This is a genomic window from Massilia sp. Root335, from assembly GCF_001425685.1.
GTDB lineage: Bacteria > Pseudomonadota > Gammaproteobacteria > Burkholderiales > Burkholderiaceae_D > Telluria > Telluria luteola.
On sequence record NZ_LMCY01000005.1, the window covers coordinates 38,699 to 60,953 of the forward strand.

Here is a 22,255-nt window from a genome sequence, read left to right on the forward strand (position 1 = left end):
GTAAATCTTTACGACAAGATTGTTAAAAAAGGAAACATATGGCAATTGTCGGCTTCATCGTCAAGGGGGACAGGACGTCGCACGGCGGTCAGGTGGTCGAATGCACCTCGCGTCGCTCGATCGACGGCCTGCTGGTGGCGCGGGTCGGCGATCTGGTCTGGTGCCCACGTTGCAACCGCATGACAAAGATCGTTACCAGCCGCTTTCCGCAGGTAACGGACAACGGCGTACCGAGTGCCTTCGACCTGGACACGACGGACTGCGGTGCGGTGCTCTACTCGCGGCACAACAATCATGCGGGTTATGGCTCCAACGACGCTCCCGCAAGCAGTCCGGCAACCGCGCAGGCGGCAGCGCCCGCGCCGCGCAGCACGGAGGAAGCGGCAAACGTCCAGGAGCATTTCGTCCTTCGCGCGGATGGCACAGGAAAGGAGCTTGCTGGCGTGAAGTACACGCTGCGTACTGCCGACGGGCGGGAGATCGAGGGGGAAACGGATGAGCATGGGCGTACCGGCGTGGTATGGACCGATAGCCCCGAAGGAATGCAGCTCGTGCTGGGCATGGTGAACGATGCCGGCGACGACCCCTACCATTATTCGGAAACGATCACGGACACCCTCTGACCATGCCGGACGATCAGACCAAACCCCGGCGGCGCGTCGTCGGACGCTCGAAAACACATGCGGGATCGCACGGCAAGACGCTGGTCCTTTCGAATCCGCTGGACCGCGGCTACCTGTGCCAGAAAATGTGCGGGTGCAATGCCGGGACGACGATACTTAACACGCTCGGGCACGAACTGAAACAGCGCTGCACGACCGCGCGGATCTGGGCGGACGAGGAAATCAACCAGCTGGTCTGGCGTTACAAGGCCGAGGTTGGATTCAGCATGAAGACGAATCCGCCCAAGCCGCTGATGAGCATCGAGCAACCGAACCGGCCGAGCCGCTTCCCGCTCGGACGTGCGATGGGCGAGGGATTGTTCAAACGCGATCTGGAAGGCCGGCCGCAAAAAGGACTGCTGCGCATACCCGATTGCATCATCCTGAACGCCACTGGCGCGGAACTCGCGGCGATGCGGGCGAGTGGAAAAATCGACTGGGAGCGCTTGATACCGGTGAAGCAGAATATTGAAATCGTTCTTGAAATTAAGTTCGCTGGCGATAACCTCAAGCGAAGCCAAAAACTTGCATATCAAGAAATTGCTGGAAGAGAGCGCTTCAGGATACTAAAAATAAGTGACTGCGATTGTGGGAGGAAGCGCCCTGAACCTGCTACCGAGCCGGTACGAGTTCCTGTGATAACACCAATGAAACGTGAATCAGAGGACGTACGGCGCTGGTATCAGCTTTTGCCGCCTCAGCCGTCGCCAGCACCACCTCCACAGCCACAAATGCCTCAATATGGCCCAGCGGAGGTATCGAGCGAACATCGCACCCTTGCCGCGTATTTGAAAGAGCATCCCGGCAAGACCGGGGTGGTACTGGTGGGTGCGATTCTACTGCTCATCCCAGCAACGCGCGCGCTCATCGTTGGGGTCGCTGGCGCAACGCTGCTCGTCACGTCAACAGTTGCGAACGCCGCACCAAACCAGAAGAAAAAGGAAACAAAATGACGATCAGTACCGAACTCGAAAAAATCGAATCATTGCGGTCGGATTTCGAGTACATCGATGGCGATACCGATGGGATTGTCATGACCGTCGGTTTTGTTGCTTCTTTCTATTTCTGGGGCGGGCATACTACAACCACACGACTAGCCTTGGCCGAATGCTTCGATGCTTACAAAGAAGCGTACGGTGCCAGTCTCAAGTGGGCACGCGACCCTGACAGTTGGGATGCGATTAAGCTATCGAAGATTACGTCCTCTTCGTTTCGAGATTACATCAAACTGTTGGATGAAGACGACTGTATTGAATGGTATGAATCATCAGGCAATGATCCGGATGAAGTTGGCGATTATGTCGTCAGTTGTCTGACAGAGCGCGGCTGGCAAGAACAGCACATTTCGTGTTTTCAATTTCAAGTCCCGTTTGCACATGCATTTGAGACGGAAAAATGGGAAGTCCTAAAAAGTTTATTAGCGCGATGTGTCGAACGTCTCGTTCCATTTCACGGCGTTGCCGGGTTGGCTGCGGCGACCATCGAACAGGGAGAAGATTGGGAACCTGAAGCTCTGGATTTGGCGACCCGTTATCGTGCACTATCTATCGAAGACATGGTGGCCGACTTACCCCATGCACCGGATGGCTTGAAAGGGATTAATTGGCTCACCTTCGTCGGTGATCTCCTTACCGAACGCCTCGGCGGCCCGAAGGCATTCGCCACATATTGCCAACGATTTAACGTCCATCCAGAGCGATATGCAAATGGCTTCATCATCCGCGCCGGTGACACGCCGCAGCTCGGCCCGGTTGACGAACCGCCGCCGGAAGCCTACGTACGCGCCAACGCGGCGATACGCCCACTCCGCAACGGCAAGTACGAATCGATGGGCAGCGGCTCCATCGACGGTGAACTGCGTTTCAATCGATGCACGTCCGACCTCTGGATACGCCGCTTCGACGGCCCGGGCATCTGGCCGCCGGCATCCTTTGCCGGACTGCCGCGCGGTCCGGTCGGCACCGAGCCTGCGAAGAAAGTGCGGATCGAAACCGGAAAACCATGCGTTGTTCATGGCCGCTACCGCAAGTACCCGCTGGAGCCGGCGCAACCCGGCGACGGCGCCGACGACATTCGCGGCCCGATGGTCGTCCTTCTGCCCGGCGATCTCGCCCCGTTCCACGTCACGCTCGGCCCGCACGGCGAATTCGTGAGCCGTGAAGTCGCCACGTGGGAACTGGTCGCTGAATTGTGATGGTGCAAAATAGTGTCGGAAGAGGCGGGCCTGCGCAGTTGATCGTGCGCCGATCACTCGTGCGCCGGCGTCGCATCCGGCTCGATGACGAGCAGATCGCCGTCCAGCCGAGCCGTCGTGCCGAGGTCGCGGCACAGTGCCTGCATGCGGGTATCGATCCACGTGCGCTGCGTATGGCCGGCCGGCGCCGCGCGGCCCTGGCGGATGAATATGGGGTGCAGCACGATGCGGCGCAGCGCGTCGGCGCCCAGCTGCACCTCGAACAGCAGTTGATGGTCGTTGCGCAGGTCCGGATCGACGGCGTAGTCGTCGACGAGGTCGCCGGCCGCGTACAAGATCGGCCAGCCCCGGTACAGCTCGATGCCGTGGAAGACGTGGGCGCTGTGGCCGTAGACGATCTTCCAGCCGATGTCGATCGCGGCGTGCGCCAGGCGGCGCAGGTGCGGGCCGGGCGCCGTCACCCTGTTCGGCCCCCAGTGCAGCGACAGGATGGGCCAGCGCACGCCGGCCGCGCGCAGGGGCGCGAGCGCGCGTGCGAAGGCGTCGATGGCGGCCGCCTCGTCGTGCAGGTCCAGCCAGGCGATGCCGGGATGGTCGTCCGTGGCGGCGAAATCGTCCTGATGGTCGCAGAACGCCGCCATGCCGACCAATACGTCGCCGCAGGGCACGACGGCCGGCGACTGCGCCCAATCCAGGTCGGGGCCGGCGCCCGTGTGGGCGATGCCGTGCGCGTCCAGGATGCGCAGGGTGTCGGCCAGGCCCTGCACGTCGTAGTCGAGGCTGTGGTTGTTCGCCAGGCTGACGAGCCGGATGCCGGCGTCCAGCAGCGCCTGGCCGGCCTCGGGCAGGGCGGCGAAGTAATATGCCTTGGGGGCGCCGTGCCAGCGCCCGGTGCTGTCAGTGAGTGCACACTCCAGGTTGACGATGGCGAGGTCGGCGGCGCGCAGCAGGGGAGACACGGCGTCCAGCGGCGCGTGGATGCCGTCGCGCCGCATGACGTCGCGCACGTGGCGGCCCAGCATGGCGTCGCCGCCGAACATGAGGCGCAGGTCGGCGGCCATTTTAGTGGCGCGGGAACTGCCCGGTGAACCAGTCGGACGCCTGTCGCGCCACCTCTTCCAGCGTGCCCGGTTCTTCGAACAGGTGCGTCGCGCCGGGCACGATCACCAGCCGTTTCATGCAGCCCAGTTCCGCATAAGCCTGCCGGTTCAGGGCGATGACGGGTTCGTCGGCGCCGCCCACGATCAACAGGGTGGGCGCTTCGACGGCGCGCAGCGCGTCGACGCCGGCCAGGTCCGGCCGCCCGCCGCGCGAGACGACGGCCGCGACGGGCACCGCCGGATCGGCCGCCAGTTGCAGTGCGGCGGCCGCGCCCGTGCTGGCGCCGAACAGGCCGAGGGGCAGGGCCAGCGTCGCTTCCTGTGCGCCCAGCCAGGCGGCGGCCGTGCGCAAGCGGTGCGTGAGCAGGGCAATGTCGAAGCGGTTGTGGTATTGCCGGTCCTCGCCCGGCGTGAGCAGGTCCAGCAGCAGGGTGCCGATGCCGGCGTCGCGCAGCACGTGCGCCACATGGTTGTTGCGCGGACTGAGCCGGCTGCTGCCGCTGCCGTGCGCGAACAGGACGATACCCAGCGCGCCGTGCGGCAGTTCGAGCATGCCTTCCATCGTCGCCGCGCCGCTGTCGATGTGGACCAGGGATTTCATGATCGTTGGACCGCCACGACGGGCAAAAATTCGCCGCCCGATTGTTAAACATGGCAGGTGCCGCACCGTTTTGAAGACCGGGATCGTCCCGTTCCCGGCGCCAGGGACATGCCTTCCCGGCGGTGGCCGCGAGCCCGGAGGCGCGACTCTCGAACGCGGGTTTCCACGTGGAATTTGTTACGATATTTTAATGATGCGAAACAATGGGCGTATGCATAAGTTAGTAAAAACAAGCACTTATGTTCAAAAATATCTGACTCATGATTTATTAATGTTGTAATATCACGTCGATAACATGGCTGGAATTCGGCCGTGTCCTGCAGGCCTTGCCGTTTCTGCACTACAATACGGGATTCTCCAAATACCAATATTCACTGTGTCCAACCTCGTCGAAATCCGCGATCTGCATTTTTCGTATGGCGATCGCCCGATCCTGCAGAACCTGAGCATGGACTTCCCGCGCGGCAAGCTGATTGCCGTCATGGGCGGCTCCGGTTCGGGCAAGACGACGGTGCTGCGTCTGATCGGCGGGCAGATCAAGGCCCAGCGCGGGACCGTCGCGGTGAATGGCGAGATCGTGAACCAGCTCGATACGGACGGCCTGTATCGCCTGCGCCGCAAGATGGGCATGCTGTTCCAGTTCGGCGCCCTGTTCACCGACCTGACCGTGTTCGAGAACGTCGCCTTCCCGCTGCGCGAGCACACGGACCTGCCGGAGGAACTGATCCGCGACCTGGTGCTGATGCGCCTGAACGCCGTCGGCCTGCGCAATGCGGCCAATCTGAAGCCGAACGAGATCTCGGGCGGCATGGCGCGCCGCGTGGCGCTCGCGCGCGCCGTCGCGCTCGACCCCGCCCTGATCATGTACGACGAACCGTTCGCCGGCCTCGACCCGATTTCGATGGGCGTGACCGCGAACCTGATCCGCAACCTGAACGACGCGCTCGGCTCGACGTCGATCGTCGTCTCGCACGACGTGAACGAGACCTTCATGATCGCCGATTATGTGTATTTCCTGTCCGCCGGCAGGATCGTCGCCGCGGGCACGCCGGACGAGATGCGCCGCTCGGCCGACCCGTACGTCAAACAGTTCGTGAATGCCGAGCCGGACGGGCCCGTGCCGTTCCACTATCCCGGCAAGTCGCTGGCCGAAGACCTGGGCCTCGGAGGCAAGCGATGACCAATTTCCTGGCAGCCATCGGCGGCTTCGTCCTCGATACCTTTGCCCGCGTCGGCTTCGTCACGCGCTCGTTCTTCGGCCTGGCCGCCAAGGCGCCCGGCGCGCTGCGCCGTCCGGCGCTGATTTCGGAACAGGTCCACTTCATCGGCAATTATTCGCTGCTGATCATCACGGTGTCCGGCCTGTTCGTCGGCATGGTGCTGGCCCTGCAGGGGTATTACACGCTGAGCCAGTTCGGCGCCGAGGAAAAGCTGGGCCAGCTCGTGGCGCTGTCGCTGCTGCGCGAACTCGGTCCGGTCGTGACGGCGCTGCTGTTCGCCGGCCGCGCCGGCACGTCGCTGACGGCGGAAATCGGCCTCATGAAGGCGGGCGAGCAATTGACCGCGATGGAAATGATGGCCGTCAACCCGATCCAGCGCGTGCTGGCGCCCCGTTTCTGGGCCGGCCTGGTCGCCATGCCGGTGCTGGCCGCCGTGTTCTCCGCCGTCGGCGTGATCGGCGGCTACCTGGTCGGCGTGCAGCTGATCGGCGTGGACGAGGGCGCGTTCTGGTCGCAGATGCAGGCGAACATCGACGTGCGTCGCGACATCCTGAACGGGGTCATCAAGAGCTTCGTGTTCGGCATGGCCGTGACGTTCACGGCGCTGTTCCAGGGCTATGAAGCGCAGCCGACGCCGGAAGGCGTGTCGCGCGCCACCACGCGGACCGTCGTGATCGCGTCGCTGATGGTGCTGGGGCTGGACTTCATCATGACCGCCTTGATGTTCAACAAGTAATCTGAATAGTTGGGAAAATTTATGCATCGTAAATCCATTGACGTCTGGGTCGGCCTTTTTGTCCTGTTGGGTGCGTTAGCGCTCCTTTTCCTTGCACTCAAAGCCGGTAACATGAGCACGATTTCGTTCAGCAAGACCTATGCGATCACGGGCCGGTTCGACAATATCGGCGGCCTCAAGCCGCAATCGCCGGTCAAGAGCGCGGGTGTGGTCGTGGGCCGCGTGGGCGCCATCGCCTTCGACGACAAGACTTTCCAGGCCCTCGTGCGCCTCGATTTGAACCCTGCTTACAAGTTTCCGAAAGACAGTTCCCTGAAGATCCTGACGTCGGGTCTGCTGGGTGAGCAATACATCGGCATCGAAGCCGGCGGCGACACGAACAATCTCGTCGAAGGCGACCGCATCACCCGTACGCAGTCGGCCGCAGTGCTCGAAGACTTGATCAATCAATTTATTTATAGCAAGGCAGCCGAAGGAAAGGACAGTAGCAAATGATGAACCGCAATGACTCCGCCCCGCCGCGCACGCGCACCGGCCTGGCGCTGGCACTCGGTGCAGCCGTACTGTTGAGCGGCTGCGCGACGACCGCCAATCCCAAGGACCCGTTCGAGAAGTTCAACCGCGCCATGTTCAGCTTCAACGACTCGGTCGACCGCGTCGCCCTGAAGCCGGCCGCCACCGCGTACAAGAACGTCACCCCGATCTTCGTGCAAACGGGCGTGAACAATTTCTTCGGTAACTTGACGGACCTGTGGAGCTCGCTGAACAATTTCGCCCAGCTCAAGGGCAAGGACGGCCTGAACGATTTCATGCGTTTTGCCGTCAACTCGACCCTCGGCCTGGTCGGCGTGCTCGACATCGCCACCCCGGCCGGCATGCGCAAGCATAACGAGGACTTCGGCCAGACCCTCGGTTTCTGGGGCGTGCCGAGCGGTCCGTACTTGATGTTGCCGTTGCTGGGCCCATCTACGGTGCGTGACACCGCGGCCTTGCCGGGCGACTGGTGGGGCGACCCGTGGACCCACGTGAACGATGTGCCGTGGCGTACCGGCGGCGTCGTCCTGCGCGCGGTCGACCAGCGCGCCAGCGTGCTGGACGCGTCGAACCTGCTGGAAGACGCCGCCCTCGACCGCTACGAGTTCATCCGTGACGGCTATATGCAGCGCCGCAGCAGCAAGGTGCTCGACACGGACAAGGCGCAAGAGCGCGCCGACAAGGTCCACGAAAAGCTGGAAAAGGTTCAGGAGAAGGTCGAGTCGAAGCTGGGCGTGAAGCTGGGCCCGAAACCGGCCCCGGAAGACGGTGCGGACGAGCCCGCAACCGCGCCGGAGACGGGTTCGGCGCCGAATAATCCGCCTGTGCCGGCGCCCGTGTCATCCGAACCGGTCCGGAAATAGTTAACTACGGTACAGCCAGGCCGTCCGCGCACTACGCGGGACCGCCGGGTCAGACCCAACCCAATAAAGGAAGCGTATGAAGCCCATCGCAAAACTGATCGTGACCGCCGCCGCCGTGGCCATGTCCACCGCCGTTCTCGTGGCGCCGGCCCGTGCCGCCGTCGAAGCACCGGACGCGCTCGTCAAGCGCGTCAGCACCGACGTCATCGACAGCGTCAAGGCCGACAAGGACATCCAGGCCGGCAATACCCACAAGATCATGGATCTGGTGAACTCCAAGATCCTGCCGTACGTGGACTCGGACAAGATGACCGCCCAGGCCGCAGGCCGCTTCTGGCGCCAGGCGACGCCGGCGCAGCAGAAGCAGCTGGCGGAAGAATTCCGCACGCTGCTCGTGTACACCTACGCCGGCGCGCTGTCGCAGATCAAGAATGAAACCATCGAGTTCAAGCCGTTCCGCGCCGACCCGGCCGACACGGAAGTCGAGGTGAAATCGCAGGTCAACCTGACCCGCGGCGAGCCGATCACCCTGAACTACCGCCTGTCCAAGGGCCCGCAGGGCTGGAAGATCTTCGACCTGAACGTGCTGGGCGCCTGGCTGGTCGAGACCTACAAGAGCACCTTCGCGTCGGAAATCGGCAAGAACGGCATCGATGGCCTGATCAAGAAGCTGCACGACCGCAACGAGCAGCTGGCCAACAAGCCGCTGGCCAAGGCGGCGCAAAAGTAAGCATGGCGGAAGCGAACCCCATGCTCTCGCTCGACGCCCTGACGTTCGGCAACGCGGAAGCGGCGCTGGCGCAGGGCTGCGCGGCCGTGTCCGCCGGCGAAACCGTGTTCGACCTCGGCGGCGTCAAGGCCGCCGACTCCTCGGCCCTGGCCCTGATGCTGGCGTGGCAACGCCGCGCACAGGAGCAGGGGCGCAGCCTCAAGTTCATCAATGTGCCGGCCAACGTCGATGCGTTGGCAAAGTTGTACGGCGTCGACGGACTTCTCGGCCGGGCCTGATCACGCACCGATGCCGTGGGCGGCGTGTCCGTTACGCGATCGTTACGCGTGGGCGGAGGCCGCCCACCCTACGGTCCGTGACATCGGGGCTCGCCGAGCCCACGCGAACGCCGGCATGACGCCGGCGTCCGCAAACATGCCATGTCCGGTTGGATATGGCATTTTCTTCTATAATGGCCCGTTTCCCCCGCACGGTTCCGTCCTTTCGGATTCCCAACGCATGACAGCAGCCATCCAGATCGACAGCGTCGAGAAAAGCTACAAGGGCTTCAAGGCCCTCAAGGGCGTTTCATTGAACATCGAGCAAGGCGAGTTCTTCGGCCTGCTCGGACCGAACGGCGCCGGCAAGACCACCCTGATTTCGACCATCGCCGGCCTGATCCGCCCGGACGTGGGCAGCGTGCGCATCCACGGCCATGACGTCGTCAAGGATTTCCGTGCCGCCCGCATGGCGCTGGGCGTCGTACCGCAGGAACTCGTGTTCGATCCGTTCTTCACCGTGCGCGAAACCCTGCGCCTGCAGTCCGGCTACTTCGGCCTCAAGAACAACGACGCCTGGATCGACGAGGTGATGGAAAACCTCGACCTGACGCCCAAGGCGGACGTCAACATGCGCGCGCTGTCCGGCGGCATGAAGCGCCGCGTCCTCGTCGCCCAGGCCCTCGTGCATAAACCGCCCGTGATCGTGCTGGACGAGCCGACGGCCGGCGTCGACGTCGAACTGCGCCAGACCTTGTGGAAGTTCATCTCGCGCCTGAACCGCGAGGGACACACGGTCGTCCTGACGACGCACTACCTGGAAGAAGCGCAGGCCATGTGCCAGCGCGTCGCCATGCTCAAGACCGGCAACGTCGTCGCGCTGGACACGATGTCGCAGCTGCTGCGCCGCGTGTCCGGCTCGTCGCTCGTCGTGCACCTCAAGCACGGCACCCTGCCGGACGGCCTGCGCCACCTCGTCGCGCACAACGAACACGACGAGGGCAAGAACAACGGCGGCAACACGTACACGCTGCGCGTCAACGAGTACGGCGAAGTGGAAGGCATCCTCGCGCGCCTGCGCGAATCCGGCGCCGAAATCGACGAGATGCAGCTGCAACAGGCCGACCTGGAAGACATTTTTATCCAGATCATGGAAGGCGCATCTCAAGCTGGAGCATCGGTACGATGAATCTGTTCTCCGTGGGCTTCAAGACCCTGTTTTTTAAAGAAATCCTGCGCTTCTGGAAGGTCGCGACGCAGACCATCGCCGCGCCCGTCGTCAGCGCGATGCTGTATCTGCTGATCTTCGGCCACGTGCTGGACGGCCGCGTGCAGATGCTCGACGGCGTGAGCTACACGTCGTTCCTCGTGCCCGGCCTCGTGATGATGAGCGTGCTGCAGAACGCGTTCGCCAACTCGTCGTCCTCGCTGATCCAATCGAAAATCACGGGCAACCTCGTGTTCATCCTGCTGCCGCCGCTGTCGCACGTCGAGATCCTGTCGGCCTACGTGGTGGCCTCCGTCGTGCGCGGGCTGGCCGTCGGTTTCGGCGTGTTCATCATCACGGCGTGGTTCGCGCACCTGAGTTTCGTGGCGCCGCTGTGGATCGTCGTGTTCGCGCTGCTGGGCGCCGGCATCCTGGGCACGCTCGGCGTCATCGCCGGCATCTGGGCGGAAAAATTCGACCAGCTGGCCGCGTTCCAGAACTTTTTGATCACGCCTGCAACATTTTTGGCCGGTGTGTTCTATTCCATTAAGAAACTTCCGCCGTTCTGGCTGGCGGTCTCGCATTTCAACCCGTTCTTTTATATGATTGACGGGTTCCGCTATGGTTTCTTCGGCCAGTCCGACGTGTCGCCCTGGACCAGCCTGGCCATCGTCGCCGTCTTCTTCGTGGCCCTGGCCGCTATCGCAATCAATCTGCTTCGCCGCGGCTACAAGCTGCGCCACTGACAAAACATGGTTACTACACCCGAACTCATCCACGGCTACATCCAAAACGGCCTGGCGTGCACCCACCTGGAAGTCGAGGGCGACGGCCAGCATTTCAGCGCCGTCATCGTCTCGCCCGCATTCGCCGGCAAGAGCCGCATCCAGCGCCACCAGATCGTCTATGCCGCACTGGGCGACCGCATGCGCGAAGAAATCCACGCGCTGTCGATGAAGACGCTGACCCCTGAAGAGTACCAAGGATAAGCATGGACAAGCTCCAGATCGTCGGCGGCAAGCGCCTGAACGGTGACATCCCCATCTCGGGCGCCAAGAACGCGGCGCTCCCGATCCTGTGCGCGGGCCTGTTGACGGCCGGCGACCTGCGCCTGTCGAACGTGCCGCGCCTGCACGACGTGCGCACGATGCTGCGCCTGCTCGAACAGACCGGCCTGAAAGTCACGCAGGACGACGAGAACGTCGTGCTGAACGGCGCCGCCATCGACACCCTCGTCGCACCGTACGAGCTGGTCAAGACGATGCGCGCGTCCATCCTCGTGCTGGGCCCGATGCTGGCGCGCTTCGGCGAAGCCAAGGTGTCGCTGCCGGGCGGCTGCGCGATCGGTTCGCGTCCCGTCGACCAGCACATCAAGGGCCTGCGCCAGATGGGTGCCGACATCACGATCGAGGGCGGCTACATCTACGCGAAAGCGACCCGCCTCAAGGGCGCGCGCATCCACACCGACATGATCACCGTGACCGGCACGGAAAACCTGCTGATGGCCGCCACGCTGGCCGATGGCGAGACGATCCTGGAAAACGCCGCGCGCGAGCCGGAAGTGACGGACCTCGCGAACATGCTGGTCGCGATGGGCGCCAGAATCGACGGCATCGGCACCGACCGCCTCGTGATCCAGGGCGTCGACAGCCTGCACGGCACCGAGCACTCGGTGATCTCGGACCGCATCGAAGCGGCTACTTTTCTCTGCGCCGTGGCGGCGACGGGCGGCGACATCCGCATCACCCGCACCCGCACCGACATCTTCGACGCGGGCCTCGACAAGCTGCGCGAGATGGGCGTTGCGCTCACCATCGAAGGCGACAGCATCCGCGCGCGCATGGACGCCAGGCCGCAGCCGGTCTCGTTCCGCACCACGGAATACCCGGGCTTCCCGACCGACATGCAGGCGCAGTTCATGGCCGTGAACACGATCGCGAACGGCCCGAGCCGCGTCACCGAAACCATCTTCGAGAACCGCTTCATGCACGTGCAGGAAATGAACCGCCTGGGCGCGCAGATCTCCACCGAGGGCAACACGGCCTTCATCAAGGGCGTCGACCGCCTCGTCGGCGCGCCCGTGATGGCGACCGACCTGCGCGCCTCGGCTTCGCTGGTGATCGCCGGCCTGGCCGCCGAGGGCACGACCCTCGTCGACCGCATCTATCACCTCGACCGCGGGTATGACCGGATGGAGGCGAAGTTGTCGGCGGTGGGGGCGGACATCGTCCGGATCAAATAAAGACAAGAACAGGGACGACCGCGCTCTCAACCCACGTCGTCCCCGCGCAGGCGGGGACCCAATTTTGCAAGCGCTAACGAAACGCAAACAGCACTTGGGTTCCCGCCTCCGCGGGAACGACGGTGTAGGGCGCGGGTCCAAAACTAACGCAGTCACATGAACGACACCACTCAGGACAGCTCCCAGCTGATCCTCGCCCTCTCGAAGGGCCGCATTTTCGAAGACACGCTGCCGCTGCTGGCCGCGGCCGGCATCGAGGTACTGGAAAATCCGGAAACCTCGCGCAAGCTGATCCTCGCCACCAACGACCCCGGCGTGCGCGTGCTGATCGTGCGCGCCACCGACGTGCCGACCTATGTCCAGCATGGCGCCGCCGACTTCGGCGTCGCCGGCAAGGACGTGCTGCTCGAGCATGGCGGCGAAGGCCTGTACCAGCCGATCGACCTCAAAATCGCCTGCTGCCGCATGTCCGTGGCCGTCAACGCCGGCTTCGACTACGAGAACGCCGTGCGCCAGGGCGCGCGCCTGCGCGTGGCGACCAAGTTCGTGCACACGGCGCGCGAGCACTTCGCCAAGAAGGGCGTGCACGTCGACCTGATCAAACTGTATGGTTCGATGGAGCTGGCGCCGCTGGTCGGCCTGTCCGACGCCATCGTCGACGTCGTGTCGACGGGCGGCACGCTGCGCGCCAACAACCTGGTCGAAGTCGAAAAGATCATGGAGATCTCGTCGCGCCTCGTCGTCAACCAGGCCGCGCTGAAACTCAAGCGCGAGCGCCTGCAACCGATCATCGACGCGTTCGAACGCGCGTCCAAGCGCGAAGGCTGAACGCTATGTCCATCACGATCCGCAAACTCGATTCCACCGCCGCCGGCTTCCAGCAGACGTTGAACACCCTGCTCGCGTTCGAAGCCGAGACCGACGACGCCATCGAATCGGCCGTGGCGAAGATCCTCGCCGACGTGAAGGCGCGCGGCGACGCCGCCGTGCTGGAATACACGAACAAGTTCGACCGGATTCCCGGCGGCGCAACGAGCATGGCCGCCTTCGACGTCAAACAGGACGAACTGCAGGAAGCATTGGACTCGCTGCCGGAGTCGCAACGCGCCGCGCTGCGCACGGCCGCCGAGCGCATCCGCGTGTTCCACGAGCGCCAGAAGCAGGAACTGAACGGTTTTACCTACACCGAACCTGACGGCACGGTGCTGGGCCAGCGCGTCACGCCGCTGGACCGCGTGGGCATCTACGTCCCGGGCGGCAAGGCCGCGTATCCGTCGTCCGTGCTGATGAACGCGATCCCTGCCAAGGTCGCGGGCGTGCAGGAAATCGTGATGGTCGTGCCGACGCCGGATGGCGTCAAGAACCGCATGGTGCTCGCGGCCGCCGCGATCGCCGGCGTGACCCGCGTGATCACGATCGGCGGCGCGCAAGCCGTCGGCGCGCTCGCTTACGGCACCGCGACGATTCCGCCGGTCGACAAGATCGTCGGCCCGGGCAACGCGTATGTCGCTAGCGCCAAGCGCCGCGTGTTCGGCACGGTCGGCATCGACATGATCGCGGGCCCGTCGGAAATCCTCGTGCTGTGCGACGGCACGACGGACCCGGACTGGGTTGCGATGGACCTGTTCTCGCAGGCCGAGCACGACGAACTGGCGCAGGCCATCCTGCTGTGCCCCGACGCCGACTACATCGCGCAGGTCGAGGCGAGCATCCACAAGTTGCTGCCGACGATGCCGCGCAAGGCGACGATCGCCACGTCGATGACGGACCGCGGCGCCTTGATCAAGGTGCGCGACATGGACGAGGCGTGCGCGATTGCGAATGCCATCGCGGCCGAGCACCTGGAAATCTCCGCCGAGGACCCGCAGCAGTGGGCCGACAAGATCCGCCACGCGGGCGCGATGTTCCTGGGCCGCTTCTCGTCCGAATCGCTGGGCGATTACTGCTGCGGCCCGAACCACGTGCTGCCGACGTCGCGCACGGCGCGCTTTTCGTCGCCGCTGGGCGTGTACGATTTCCAGAAGCGCTCGTCGATCCTGTTCGTGTCGCAGGCCGGCGCGCAAACATTGGGCCGCGTCGCGGCCGAACTCGCGTACGGCGAAGGCTTGCAGGCGCACGCGCGCAGCGCGGAGCTGAGGATCGAAGGGAAGAGTCAAACATCATGACGGCCTGGCTCGATCAGGTCTTCTGCGAGGATGCGCTGGCCGGCATGGCGCGCATCCCCGACGGCAGCATCGACCTGATCCTGACGGACCCGCCGTATAATCTCGGCAAGGATTACGGCAACGGCTCGGACCAGCAGAGCGTGGAAGATTACCTCGCCTGGACCGAGCGCTGGATCGATTGCGTGCTGCCGAAGCTGAAAGACAACGGCAGCCTGTACATCTTTCTCACCTGGCGCTTCGCGCCGGAGATCTTCGTCATGCTCAAGCGGCGCATGACGATGATGAACGAGATCATCTGGGACCGCCGCGTCCCTTCGATGGGGGGCAGCACCAGGAGCTACAGCTCGGTGCACGACACCATCGGCTTCTTCGTGAAGCGCAAGGATTATTATTTCGACTTGGACGCCGTACGTATCCCGTACGACGCCCAGACGAAGAAGGCGCGATCGCGCTCGATCTTCGTGGGCGCCAAGTGGCTGGAAGTGGGTTACAACCCGAAGGACTTGTGGAGCGTGTCGCGACTGCATCGCGAACATGCGGAACGGGTCGACCATCCGACGCAGAAACCGCTCGAGATCATCGAGCGCATGGTCAAGGCGTCATGCCCGCCGGGCGGCGTCGTGCTCGACCCGTTCATGGGCAGCGGCACGACGGCGCTGGCCGCCAAACGCCTCGGCCGGCATTTCACCGGTTTCGAACTGAACCCCGCTTACTGCGCGACCATCGCGGAACGTTTGTCCGCCCCCGCGCAGCCGGCCACCAGGAAACGCAAAGGCGTCCGCGCCGACGTTTCAACCACCGCCACCGAAGGAGTGAACCAGGAATGAGCAGGACCAGCATCGACAACCTCATCGCCAACACGATCCGCGAAGACGTCCGGTCCGGCCATGGCTACAACGTCCCGGATTCGAGCGGCTACATCAAGCTGGACGCGATGGAGAATCCGTACCAGCTGCCGGACGCGCTGCGCGCGGAACTGGGCCGGCGCCTGGCCGACGCGGTCCTGAACCGCTATCCGGCGCCGTCGTACACCGGCATCAAGGAACGCATCCGCGCCCGGCTGGGCGTGCCGGCCGGGTTCGACGTCATCCTCGGCAACGGCTCGGACGAGATCATCTCGATTTTGTGCACCGCGACGGCGCGCCAGGATAAACGTGCCGTCGTGCTGGCGCCGATCCCGGCCTTCGTGATGTTCCAGCGCTCGGCCCAGTTCGCGGGCATGGACTTCGTCGGCGTGCCGTTGAAGGCCGACTTCTCGCTCGACCGCGCCGCCATGCTGGCCGCGATCGCCGAGCACAAGCCGAGCCTCGTGTTCCTGGCCTACCCGAACAACCCGACCGGCAACCTGTACGACGAAGCGGACATGATCGCCATCATCGAGGCGCTGGGAGAAAACGGCATCGCCGTCGCCGACGAGGCGTACCACCCGTTCGCCCGCACGAGCTTCATGGACAAGCTGCCGCAGTATCCGAACCTGGTCGTGATGCGCACGCTGTCGAAGCTGGGCCTGGCCGGCATCCGCCTCGGGTATCTGGCCGCGGCGCCCGCCCTGCTGGAGCAGTTCGACAAGGTGCGCCCGCCGTACAACGTCAACGTACTGACCCAGGTGGCGGCGGAATTCGCGCTCGACCACGTGGAAGTGCTGGACGAGCAGGCCGCCCGCCTGAACGAGGCGCGCGCGATTCTCTCCGCCGCGATGGCCGCGCTGCCGGGCGTGACGGTGTTTCCGTCGAGCGCCAATTTCATCACCCTGCGCGTGCCGGACGCCGACAAGACCTGCGCTAAACTGTTCGCGGAACGGGTGTTGATTAAAAATTTGAGTAGAATGCATGAATTGCTGGCCAATTGCATCCGTGTTACGGTCAGCACCCCGGAAGAAAACTCCGTATTCCTGAATGCCCTGAAGGCTTCGCTGCAAGCCTGAACACCGCCGAGCACCTAGCAATGACCCGCACCGCAGAAATCACGCGCAATACGAGCGAGACGCAGATTCGCGTCGCGCTCAACCTGGACGGCACCGGCCGCCAGAAACTCAATACCGGGGTGCCGTTCCTGGACCACATGCTGGACCAGATCGCCCGCCACGGCCTGATCGACCTGGAAGTCGAGGCCGTCGGCGACCTGCACATCGACGACCACCACACCGTCGAGGACACCGGCATCACGCTGGGCATGGCGGTGGCCAAGGCCATCGGCGACAAAAAAGGCATCCGGCGCTACGGCCACGCCTACGTCCCGCTGGACGAGGCGCTGTCGCGCGTCGTGATCGACTTTTCCGGCCGTCCGGGCCTGGAATGGCATGTGCCGTTCACCCGCGCGACGATCGGCCGTTTCGACGTGGATCTCACCATCGAGTTCTTCCGCGGCTTCGTCAACCACGCCGGCGTGACACTGCATGTGGATAACCTGCGCGGCGTGAATGCCCACCACCAGTGCGAGACCGTCTTCAAGGCGTTCGGCCGCGCGCTGCGCATGGCATCCGAGCTGGATGCGCGCGCCGCGGGCACGATCCCGTCGACCAAGGGCAGCCTGTAACGGCACGGATTTCCAGATGACGAACAAGATTGTTGTAATCGATGGCGTAGGCAACCTGCGCTCGGTGGCACAAGCGCTGCGCGCCGTCGCGCCCGAGGCCGATGTGCAGATTTCCAACGACCCGGCCGTGATCGACGCGGCCGACCGCGTCGTGCTGCCGGGCCAGGGCGCGATGCGCGACTGCATGCAGAGCCTGCGCGAATCCGGCGCCGAGGACGCGCTGCTGCGCGCGACCCGCACCCGTCCCGTGATGGGCGTGTGCGTGGGCGAGCAGATGCTGTTCGAGATGAGCGAGGAGGGCGATGCGCCCGGCCTGGGCCTGCTGCCCGGGAAGGTGGTGCGCTTCCAGCTCGACGGCAAACTGCAGGCCGACGGCTCGCGCTTCAAGGTGCCGCAGATGGGCTGGAACCGGGTGCGCCAGTCGCGCGCCCACCCGCTGTGGAACGGCGTGGCCGACAACAGCTATTTCTATTTCGTGCACAGCTATTTCGCGGTGCCGGACGACGCCGCGCACACCATCGGCGAGACCGACTACGGCGCGCCGTACTGCTGTGCGGTCGCCAGGGACAACATCGTCGCCACCCAGTTCCACCCCGAGAAAAGTGCCGCTGCCGGTTTGCAGCTGTACAAGAACTTCGTTCACTGGAATCCGTAATTTCCGCCGTCAACCCGGCCATTAACCTAATCGATACCGACCATGCTGCTGATCCCCGCCATCGACCTGAAAGACGGTCACTGCGTTCGCCTGAAACAAGGCGATATGGACCTCGCCACCGTGTTTTCCGAAGATCCCGCCGAGATGGCGCTGCACTGGCTGAAGAAGGGTGCGCGCCGTCTGCACCTGGTCGATCTGAACGGCGCGTTCGCGGGCAAACCGAAGAACGAAGACGCGATCAAATCGATCCTGCGCGTCGTGCAGGACTACGCCACGGACAATGAACTGGACGAGATCCCCGTCCAGCTGGGCGGCGGCATCCGCGACCTCGACACCATCGAGCGCTACCTGGACGACGGCATCACCTACATCATCGTCGGCACCGCCGCGGTGAAGAACCCGGGCTTCCTGCACGACGCCTGCGGCGCCTTCCCGGGCAGCATCATCGTCGGCCTGGACGCCAAGGACGGCAAGGTCGCGACGGACGGCTGGAGCAAGATGTCCGGCCACGAAGTCATCGACCTCGCGCAGAAATTCGAAGGCTACGGCGTGGAATCGATCGTCTACACCGACATCGGCCGCGACGGCATGATGGGCGGCGTGAACATCGAAGCGACCGTGCGCCTGGCCCAGGCCGTGCGCATCCCGATCATCGCCTCGGGCGGCCTGCACAACCTGGCCGACGTGGAAGCGCTGTGCGCCGTGCAGGACGAGGGCATCGAGGGCGTGATCTGCGGCCGTTCGATCTACGAAGGCACGCTCGACCTGGCCAGCGCGCAGGAACGCGCGGACGCATTGACCGAGGGCGCGCAGGCGTAAAGGCCGCCACCCCTAAAACCGTCGTCCCCGCGAAGGCGGGGACCCAAGTTTTGCGCGCATATCGACTGCGCGTGCAAATTGGGCCCCTGCCTGCGCAGGGGCGACGAGCTAACTTAGTAATCTTATGCTCACAAAACGCATCATCCCCTGCCTGGACGTCACCGGCGGCCGCGTCGTCAAGGGCGTCAACTTCACCGAATTGCGCGACGCCGGCGACCCGGTCGAGATCGCACGCCGCTACAACGAGCAGGGCGCCGACGAACTCACCTTCCTCGACATCACCGCGTCTTCCGACGGCCGCGACCTGATCCTGCCGATCATCGAGGCCGTGGCATCGACCGTGTTCATTCCGCTGACCGTGGGCGGCGGCGTGCGCAAGGTCGAGGACGTGCGCCGGCTGCTGAACGCCGGCGCCGACAAGGTGTCGATGAACACCTCGGCCGTGACCAATCCGCAGCTCGTGTACGACGCCTCGCAGAAGCACGGCTCGCAATGCATCGTCGTCGCCATCGACGCCAAGCAGGTCGCGCCCGGCAAGTGGGAAGTGTTTACCCACGGCGGCCGCAACGCGACCGGCATCGATGCCGTCGAATGGGCCCGCAAGATGGAAAGCCTGGGCGCCGGCGAACTGCTGCTGACCAGCATGGACCGCGACGGCACCAAGTCCGGCTTCGACCTGGGCCTGACGCGTGCCGTATCGGACGCGGTCGGCATCTCCGTGATCGCGTCCGGCGGCGTGGGCGGCCTGCAGGACCTGGCCGACGGCGTACTGAAAGGCCATGCCGACGCCGTGCTGGCCGCCAGCATCTTCCACTATGGGCAGCACACGGTCGGCGAGGCGAAGCGCTTCATGGCGGACCGCGGCATCCCGATGCGCCTCGACTGACTGATGGAACCGACGACCATGGTGACTCCGACCACCCCCCCGACGATCCCGGCCCAACCCTGGCTCAAGAAAGTCCAATGGGACGAGCACGGCCTCGTGCCGGTGATCGCCCAGGAAGCCGGCAGCGGCGACATCCTGATGTTCGCCTGGATGAACCGCGAAGCGCTGGCCAAGACCGTGGAGCTGGGCGAGGCCGTGTACTGGAGCCGCTCGCGCAAGAAGCTGTGGCACAAGGGCGAAGAGTCCGGCCACGTGCAGAAAGTGCTGGAAATCCGCCTCGACTGCGACGAAGACGTGGTGCTGCTGAAGGTCGAGCAGGCCGGCGGCATCGCCTGCCACACCGGCCGCCATTCCTGCTTCTTCCAGAAGTTCGAGGACGGCGACTGGCACAGCGTCGAGCCGGTGCTGCAGGACCCGGACACCATCTATACCAACCCGAAAAAGAAATAGCAGGAATAAATGAGCACGCAACTGGAACGCCTGGCGGCGCTGATCGAAACCCGCAAGCCGGCCAACGGCGGCGACCCGTCGTCCTCGTACGTGGCCAAGCTGTTCGCCAAGGGCGACGACGCGATCCTGAAAAAGATCGGCGAGGAAGCCGTCGAGACCGTGATGGCCGCGAAGGACGTGCGCGCCGGCGCGGACGTCTCGAAGCTGCTGTACGAAACGGCCGACCTGTGGTTCCATTCGATCGTCCTGCTGGCGCAGTTCGGCCTCACGCCGCAGCAGGTGCTGGACGAACTGGCGCGGCGCGAAGGCATTTCCGGCATCGAAGAAAAAGCGTCGCGCCCACAAGACTGAAGGAAACCTGGAGAGACCATGGATAACTGCATCTTCTGCAAGATCGCCGCCAAGCAGATTCCGGCCAGCGTGGTGTACGAGGACGACGAATTGCTCGCGTTCAAGGACATCAACCCGGCGGCACCCGTTCACCTGCTCGTGATCCCGAAGCTGCACGTGGCCACCCTGTCCGATTGCACGGACGCGCACGCGGCCATCCTCGGCAAGATGCTGGCGCTGGCGCCGAAGCTGGCGGCCGAACACGGCATTGCCGTCAAGACGGGCCCGGACGGCCAGCGCAGCGGCGGTTATAAAACACTGTTCAACGTCGGTCCGGACGGCGGCCAGGAGGTCTATCACCTGCACCTGCACGTGTACGGCGGCCCGCGTCCGTGGCGCGGCCTGGGCACGTAATTCCCCAAAGGAAAGAGGGCATTCCCGCCCTGCATGGCTTATACTGGCGTAGCTTTAGCTTACGCTGATCGGGCTGCTGCCCGGCAAGGAGAAAACAATGGGTTCGATGAGTATCTGGCACTGGCTGATCGTGCTGGTCGTGGTGGTGGTGGTGTTCGGTACGGGCAAGCTGCGCAATGCGGGCTCGGACCTGGGCAAGGCCGTCAAGGGTTTCAAGGATGGCGTGAAGGGCGAGGAAGACAAGGCCCCGGGCCAGACGACCGCGCAGCCGCCGCAGCAGGTGGCCGACAAGTCGACGATCGACGTCGACGCGCGCGAAAAAACGCGCCACTGATCCCGTCAGCCGTCCATGATCGATCTCGGTCTTACCAAACTCGCCATCATCGGCGCGGTGGCGCTGGTCGTGATTGGCCCCGAGAAATTGCCTAAGGTGGCGCGCATGGCCGGCACCCTGTACGGCCGCGCCCAGCGCTACCTGCACGAGGTGAAATCCGAGGTCTCGCGCGAGATCGAGATGGAAGAGTTGCGCAACCTGCACAAGGATATCCAGGACAGCGCGCAAAGCTTCAAGTCCGAGGTGGAGACGTTCAAGTCCGAGGTCGAGACCACCGTCTCGAGCCATATGGGCGAGGTCGAGTCCGCCTGGCGCGGCGACACGGCCGTCATGCCCACGACGGCCACGCCGGACGACATCGAGCGCAAGGCGCGCGACTTCCGCCGCAAGAAGCTGGCCAGGACGTCGAGCATGCCGGCCTGGTACAAGAACCGCCAGGGCACGCGCCAGCACGTGCTGTCCGGCGCCGCGCGCGTGCGCAAATTCCGCCCCGGCGCCACCTCCAACACCACATTTTTCTAGATGACGGCCGCCTCCGGGCGCCGCACCCTTGCGCCAGATGACTGAAGAAACCGCGGGCGAAGAAACCTTCATCTCCCACCTGGTCGAGCTGCGCGACCGCCTGATCAAGGCGACGTACGGCATCGTCCTCGCATGCATCGGGCTGCTGGTGTGGCCGGGCCCGGCGCGCATCTACGATTTCCTTGCCGCGCCCATGCTGGCCGCGCTGCCGGCCGGCTCCAAGATGATCGCCACGGGCGTCGTCTCGCCGTTCCTCGTGCCGATGAAGGTCACGTTGCTGATCGCCTTCATCCTCGCGCTGCCGTGGGTGTTCTACCAGGTCTGGGCGTTCGTCGCGCCCGGGCTGTACGCGCACGAAAAACGGCTCGTGCTGCCGCTCGTGATCTCGTCGTCGGTGCTGTTCATCGCGGGCGTGGCGTTCTGCTATTTCTTCGTGTTCGGCCGCGTGTTCCACTTCATCGGCAATTTTTCTCCGAATTCCATCGCCGTGATGCCGGACATCGAGAACTACCTCGATTTCGTGATGTCCATGTGCCTCGCGTTCGGCGCCACGTTCGAGGTGCCCGTCGTCGTCGTGATCCTCGTGCGCATGGGCATCGTCAGCGTCGAGAAGCTGCGCTCGATCCGTCCGTACGCCATCGTCGGCGCATTCGTGATCGCCGCCGTCGTCACGCCGCCGGACGCCGTCAGCCAACTGGCGCTGGCCGTGCCGATGTGCCTGCTGTTCGAGCTGGGCCTCATCATGGCGCCGATCTTCGTGCGTGTGTCGCGGGCGCCGGAGGAACACGCCTGAGCGTGC

29 protein-coding genes are annotated in these 22,255 nt (G+C 64.2%); 27 read left to right on the forward strand and 2 right to left on the reverse strand.

The window, feature by feature from the left end; translation table 11 throughout:
• The first annotated feature begins 38 nt into the window (after positions 1-38).
• Genes ASC93_RS04385 through ASC93_RS29435 form a run of 3 tightly spaced genes read left to right on the forward strand, consistent with a single transcriptional unit; the run spans position 39 to position 2,856 of the window.
• Entirely contained in the window at positions 39-623 is a 585-nt protein-coding gene (locus tag ASC93_RS04385; protein WP_056437669.1) for a PAAR domain-containing protein, read from the forward strand.
• 2 nt (positions 624-625) lie between these two features.
• Entirely contained in the window at positions 626-1,615 is a 990-nt protein-coding gene (locus ASC93_RS04390) for a hypothetical protein (RefSeq protein WP_056437672.1), read from the forward strand.
• Positions 1,612-2,856 (forward strand): type VI immunity family protein, encoded by a 1,245-nt coding sequence (locus ASC93_RS29435; protein ID WP_082547765.1) that lies wholly within the window; start codon positions 1,612-1,614, stop codon positions 2,854-2,856. The genes ASC93_RS04390 and ASC93_RS29435 overlap by 4 nt, the downstream gene beginning before the upstream one ends.
• Positions 2,857-2,909: 53 nt before the next feature.
• Here the strand turns inward: ASC93_RS29435 and ASC93_RS04400 are convergent, their stop codons facing one another.
• Together ASC93_RS04400 and ASC93_RS04405 are read right to left on the reverse strand one after the other, a co-directional pair.
• Positions 2,910-3,917 (reverse strand): CapA family protein, encoded by a 1,008-nt coding sequence (locus tag ASC93_RS04400; RefSeq protein ID WP_056437677.1) that lies wholly within the window; start codon positions 3,915-3,917, stop codon positions 2,910-2,912.
• A 1-nt stretch (position 3,918) separates the two neighbouring features.
• Positions 3,919-4,557: a dienelactone hydrolase family protein gene (locus ASC93_RS04405; protein ID WP_056437680.1), complete on the reverse strand. Its 639-nt coding sequence runs from the start codon at positions 4,555-4,557 to the stop codon at positions 3,919-3,921.
• A gap of 376 nt (positions 4,558-4,933) precedes the next feature.
• Between ASC93_RS04405 and ASC93_RS04410 the strand changes: the two genes are divergently transcribed.
• The 24 genes from ASC93_RS04410 (at position 4,934) to tatC (ending at position 22,249) form a co-directional block, all read left to right on the forward strand.
• Positions 4,934-5,737: an ABC transporter ATP-binding protein gene (locus ASC93_RS04410; RefSeq protein WP_056437684.1), complete on the forward strand. Its 804-nt coding sequence runs from the start codon at positions 4,934-4,936 to the stop codon at positions 5,735-5,737.
• Positions 5,734-6,513, forward strand: coding sequence for a lipid asymmetry maintenance ABC transporter permease subunit MlaE (gene mlaE / locus ASC93_RS04415; protein WP_056437687.1), 780 nt, complete (start codon positions 5,734-5,736; stop codon positions 6,511-6,513). Before ASC93_RS04410 ends, mlaE begins: the two co-directional genes overlap by 4 nt.
• A 21-nt stretch (positions 6,514-6,534) precedes the next feature.
• The gene (gene mlaD / locus ASC93_RS04420) at positions 6,535-7,008 is read left to right on the forward strand and encodes an outer membrane lipid asymmetry maintenance protein MlaD (RefSeq protein ID WP_056437690.1); all 474 of its coding nucleotides are present in this window, start codon (positions 6,535-6,537) and stop codon (positions 7,006-7,008) included.
• A complete protein-coding gene (locus tag ASC93_RS04425; protein ID WP_229412593.1) occupies positions 7,005-7,910 on the forward strand; it encodes a VacJ family lipoprotein in 906 nt (301 codons plus the stop codon). Before mlaD ends, ASC93_RS04425 begins: the two co-directional genes overlap by 4 nt.
• Positions 7,911-7,986: 76 nt before the next feature.
• Positions 7,987-8,640: a phospholipid-binding protein MlaC gene (locus ASC93_RS04430; RefSeq protein ID WP_056437693.1), complete on the forward strand. Its 654-nt coding sequence runs from the start codon at positions 7,987-7,989 to the stop codon at positions 8,638-8,640.
• Positions 8,641-8,642: 2 nt separating this feature from the next.
• On the forward strand, positions 8,643-8,918 hold the full coding sequence (locus ASC93_RS04435) for a lipid asymmetry maintenance protein MlaB (RefSeq protein ID WP_082547766.1): 276 nt from the start codon (positions 8,643-8,645) through the stop codon (positions 8,916-8,918).
• A gap of 220 nt (positions 8,919-9,138) precedes the next feature.
• On the forward strand, positions 9,139-10,086 hold the full coding sequence (locus ASC93_RS04440; protein ID WP_056437696.1) for an ABC transporter ATP-binding protein: 948 nt from the start codon (positions 9,139-9,141) through the stop codon (positions 10,084-10,086).
• Positions 10,083-10,850: an ABC transporter permease gene (locus tag ASC93_RS04445; RefSeq protein WP_056437699.1), complete on the forward strand. Its 768-nt coding sequence runs from the start codon at positions 10,083-10,085 to the stop codon at positions 10,848-10,850. The genes ASC93_RS04440 and ASC93_RS04445 overlap by 4 nt, the downstream gene beginning before the upstream one ends.
• Positions 10,851-10,856: 6 nt before the next feature.
• A complete protein-coding gene (locus tag ASC93_RS04450; protein WP_056437702.1) occupies positions 10,857-11,093 on the forward strand; it encodes a BolA family protein in 237 nt (78 codons plus the stop codon).
• A gap of 2 nt (positions 11,094-11,095) precedes the next feature.
• Positions 11,096-12,346 carry a UDP-N-acetylglucosamine 1-carboxyvinyltransferase gene (gene murA / locus ASC93_RS04455; RefSeq protein ID WP_056437706.1) on the forward strand — a complete coding sequence of 417 codons (1,251 nt, stop codon included), beginning with the start codon at positions 11,096-11,098 and terminating at the stop codon, positions 12,344-12,346.
• Between the two features lie 156 nt (positions 12,347-12,502).
• Positions 12,503-13,174, forward strand: a complete 672-nt coding sequence (gene hisG, locus ASC93_RS04460; protein WP_056437709.1) for an ATP phosphoribosyltransferase — start codon at positions 12,503-12,505, stop codon at positions 13,172-13,174.
• Positions 13,175-13,179: 5 nt separating this feature from the next.
• Positions 13,180-14,511, forward strand: coding sequence for a histidinol dehydrogenase (hisD, locus tag ASC93_RS04465; RefSeq protein ID WP_056437712.1), 1,332 nt, complete (start codon positions 13,180-13,182; stop codon positions 14,509-14,511).
• Positions 14,508-15,338, forward strand: coding sequence for a site-specific DNA-methyltransferase (locus ASC93_RS04470; protein WP_056437715.1), 831 nt, complete (start codon positions 14,508-14,510; stop codon positions 15,336-15,338). The genes hisD and ASC93_RS04470 overlap by 4 nt, the downstream gene beginning before the upstream one ends.
• Positions 15,335-16,435: a histidinol-phosphate transaminase gene (hisC, locus tag ASC93_RS04475; protein ID WP_056437718.1), complete on the forward strand. Its 1,101-nt coding sequence runs from the start codon at positions 15,335-15,337 to the stop codon at positions 16,433-16,435. The genes ASC93_RS04470 and hisC overlap by 4 nt, the downstream gene beginning before the upstream one ends.
• 20 nt (positions 16,436-16,455) lie before the next feature.
• Entirely contained in the window at positions 16,456-17,046 is a 591-nt protein-coding gene (gene hisB / locus ASC93_RS04480; protein ID WP_036233394.1) for an imidazoleglycerol-phosphate dehydratase HisB, read from the forward strand.
• A 16-nt stretch (positions 17,047-17,062) separates the two neighbouring features.
• Entirely contained in the window at positions 17,063-17,701 is a 639-nt protein-coding gene (hisH, locus tag ASC93_RS04485) for an imidazole glycerol phosphate synthase subunit HisH (protein WP_056437721.1), read from the forward strand.
• A 42-nt stretch (positions 17,702-17,743) separates the two neighbouring features.
• Positions 17,744-18,520, forward strand: coding sequence for a 1-(5-phosphoribosyl)-5-[(5-phosphoribosylamino)methylideneamino]imidazole-4-carboxamide isomerase (hisA, locus tag ASC93_RS04490; protein ID WP_056437724.1), 777 nt, complete (start codon positions 17,744-17,746; stop codon positions 18,518-18,520).
• 124 nt (positions 18,521-18,644) lie between these two features.
• Positions 18,645-19,406 carry an imidazole glycerol phosphate synthase subunit HisF gene (gene hisF / locus ASC93_RS04495; RefSeq protein WP_056437728.1) on the forward strand — a complete coding sequence of 254 codons (762 nt, stop codon included), beginning with the start codon at positions 18,645-18,647 and terminating at the stop codon, positions 19,404-19,406.
• 18 nt (positions 19,407-19,424) lie between these two features.
• Positions 19,425-19,856, forward strand: a complete 432-nt coding sequence (hisI, locus tag ASC93_RS04500) for a phosphoribosyl-AMP cyclohydrolase (protein ID WP_056438072.1) — start codon at positions 19,425-19,427, stop codon at positions 19,854-19,856.
• Positions 19,857-19,865: 9 nt separating this feature from the next.
• The gene (locus ASC93_RS04505) at positions 19,866-20,207 is read left to right on the forward strand and encodes a phosphoribosyl-ATP diphosphatase (protein WP_056437731.1); all 342 of its coding nucleotides are present in this window, start codon (positions 19,866-19,868) and stop codon (positions 20,205-20,207) included.
• An 18-nt stretch (positions 20,208-20,225) separates the two neighbouring features.
• A complete protein-coding gene (locus ASC93_RS04510; RefSeq protein WP_056437734.1) occupies positions 20,226-20,600 on the forward strand; it encodes a histidine triad nucleotide-binding protein in 375 nt (124 codons plus the stop codon).
• 97 nt (positions 20,601-20,697) lie between these two features.
• Positions 20,698-20,934, forward strand: coding sequence for a Sec-independent protein translocase subunit TatA (gene tatA, locus ASC93_RS04515; RefSeq protein WP_056437737.1), 237 nt, complete (start codon positions 20,698-20,700; stop codon positions 20,932-20,934).
• Between the two features lie 15 nt (positions 20,935-20,949).
• On the forward strand, positions 20,950-21,456 hold the full coding sequence (gene tatB / locus ASC93_RS04520; protein WP_056437740.1) for a Sec-independent protein translocase protein TatB: 507 nt from the start codon (positions 20,950-20,952) through the stop codon (positions 21,454-21,456).
• Positions 21,457-21,493: 37 nt separating this feature from the next.
• Positions 21,494-22,249, forward strand: a complete 756-nt coding sequence (gene tatC / locus ASC93_RS04525) for a twin-arginine translocase subunit TatC (RefSeq protein ID WP_056437743.1) — start codon at positions 21,494-21,496, stop codon at positions 22,247-22,249.
• Positions 22,250-22,255: the final 6 nt, after the last annotated feature.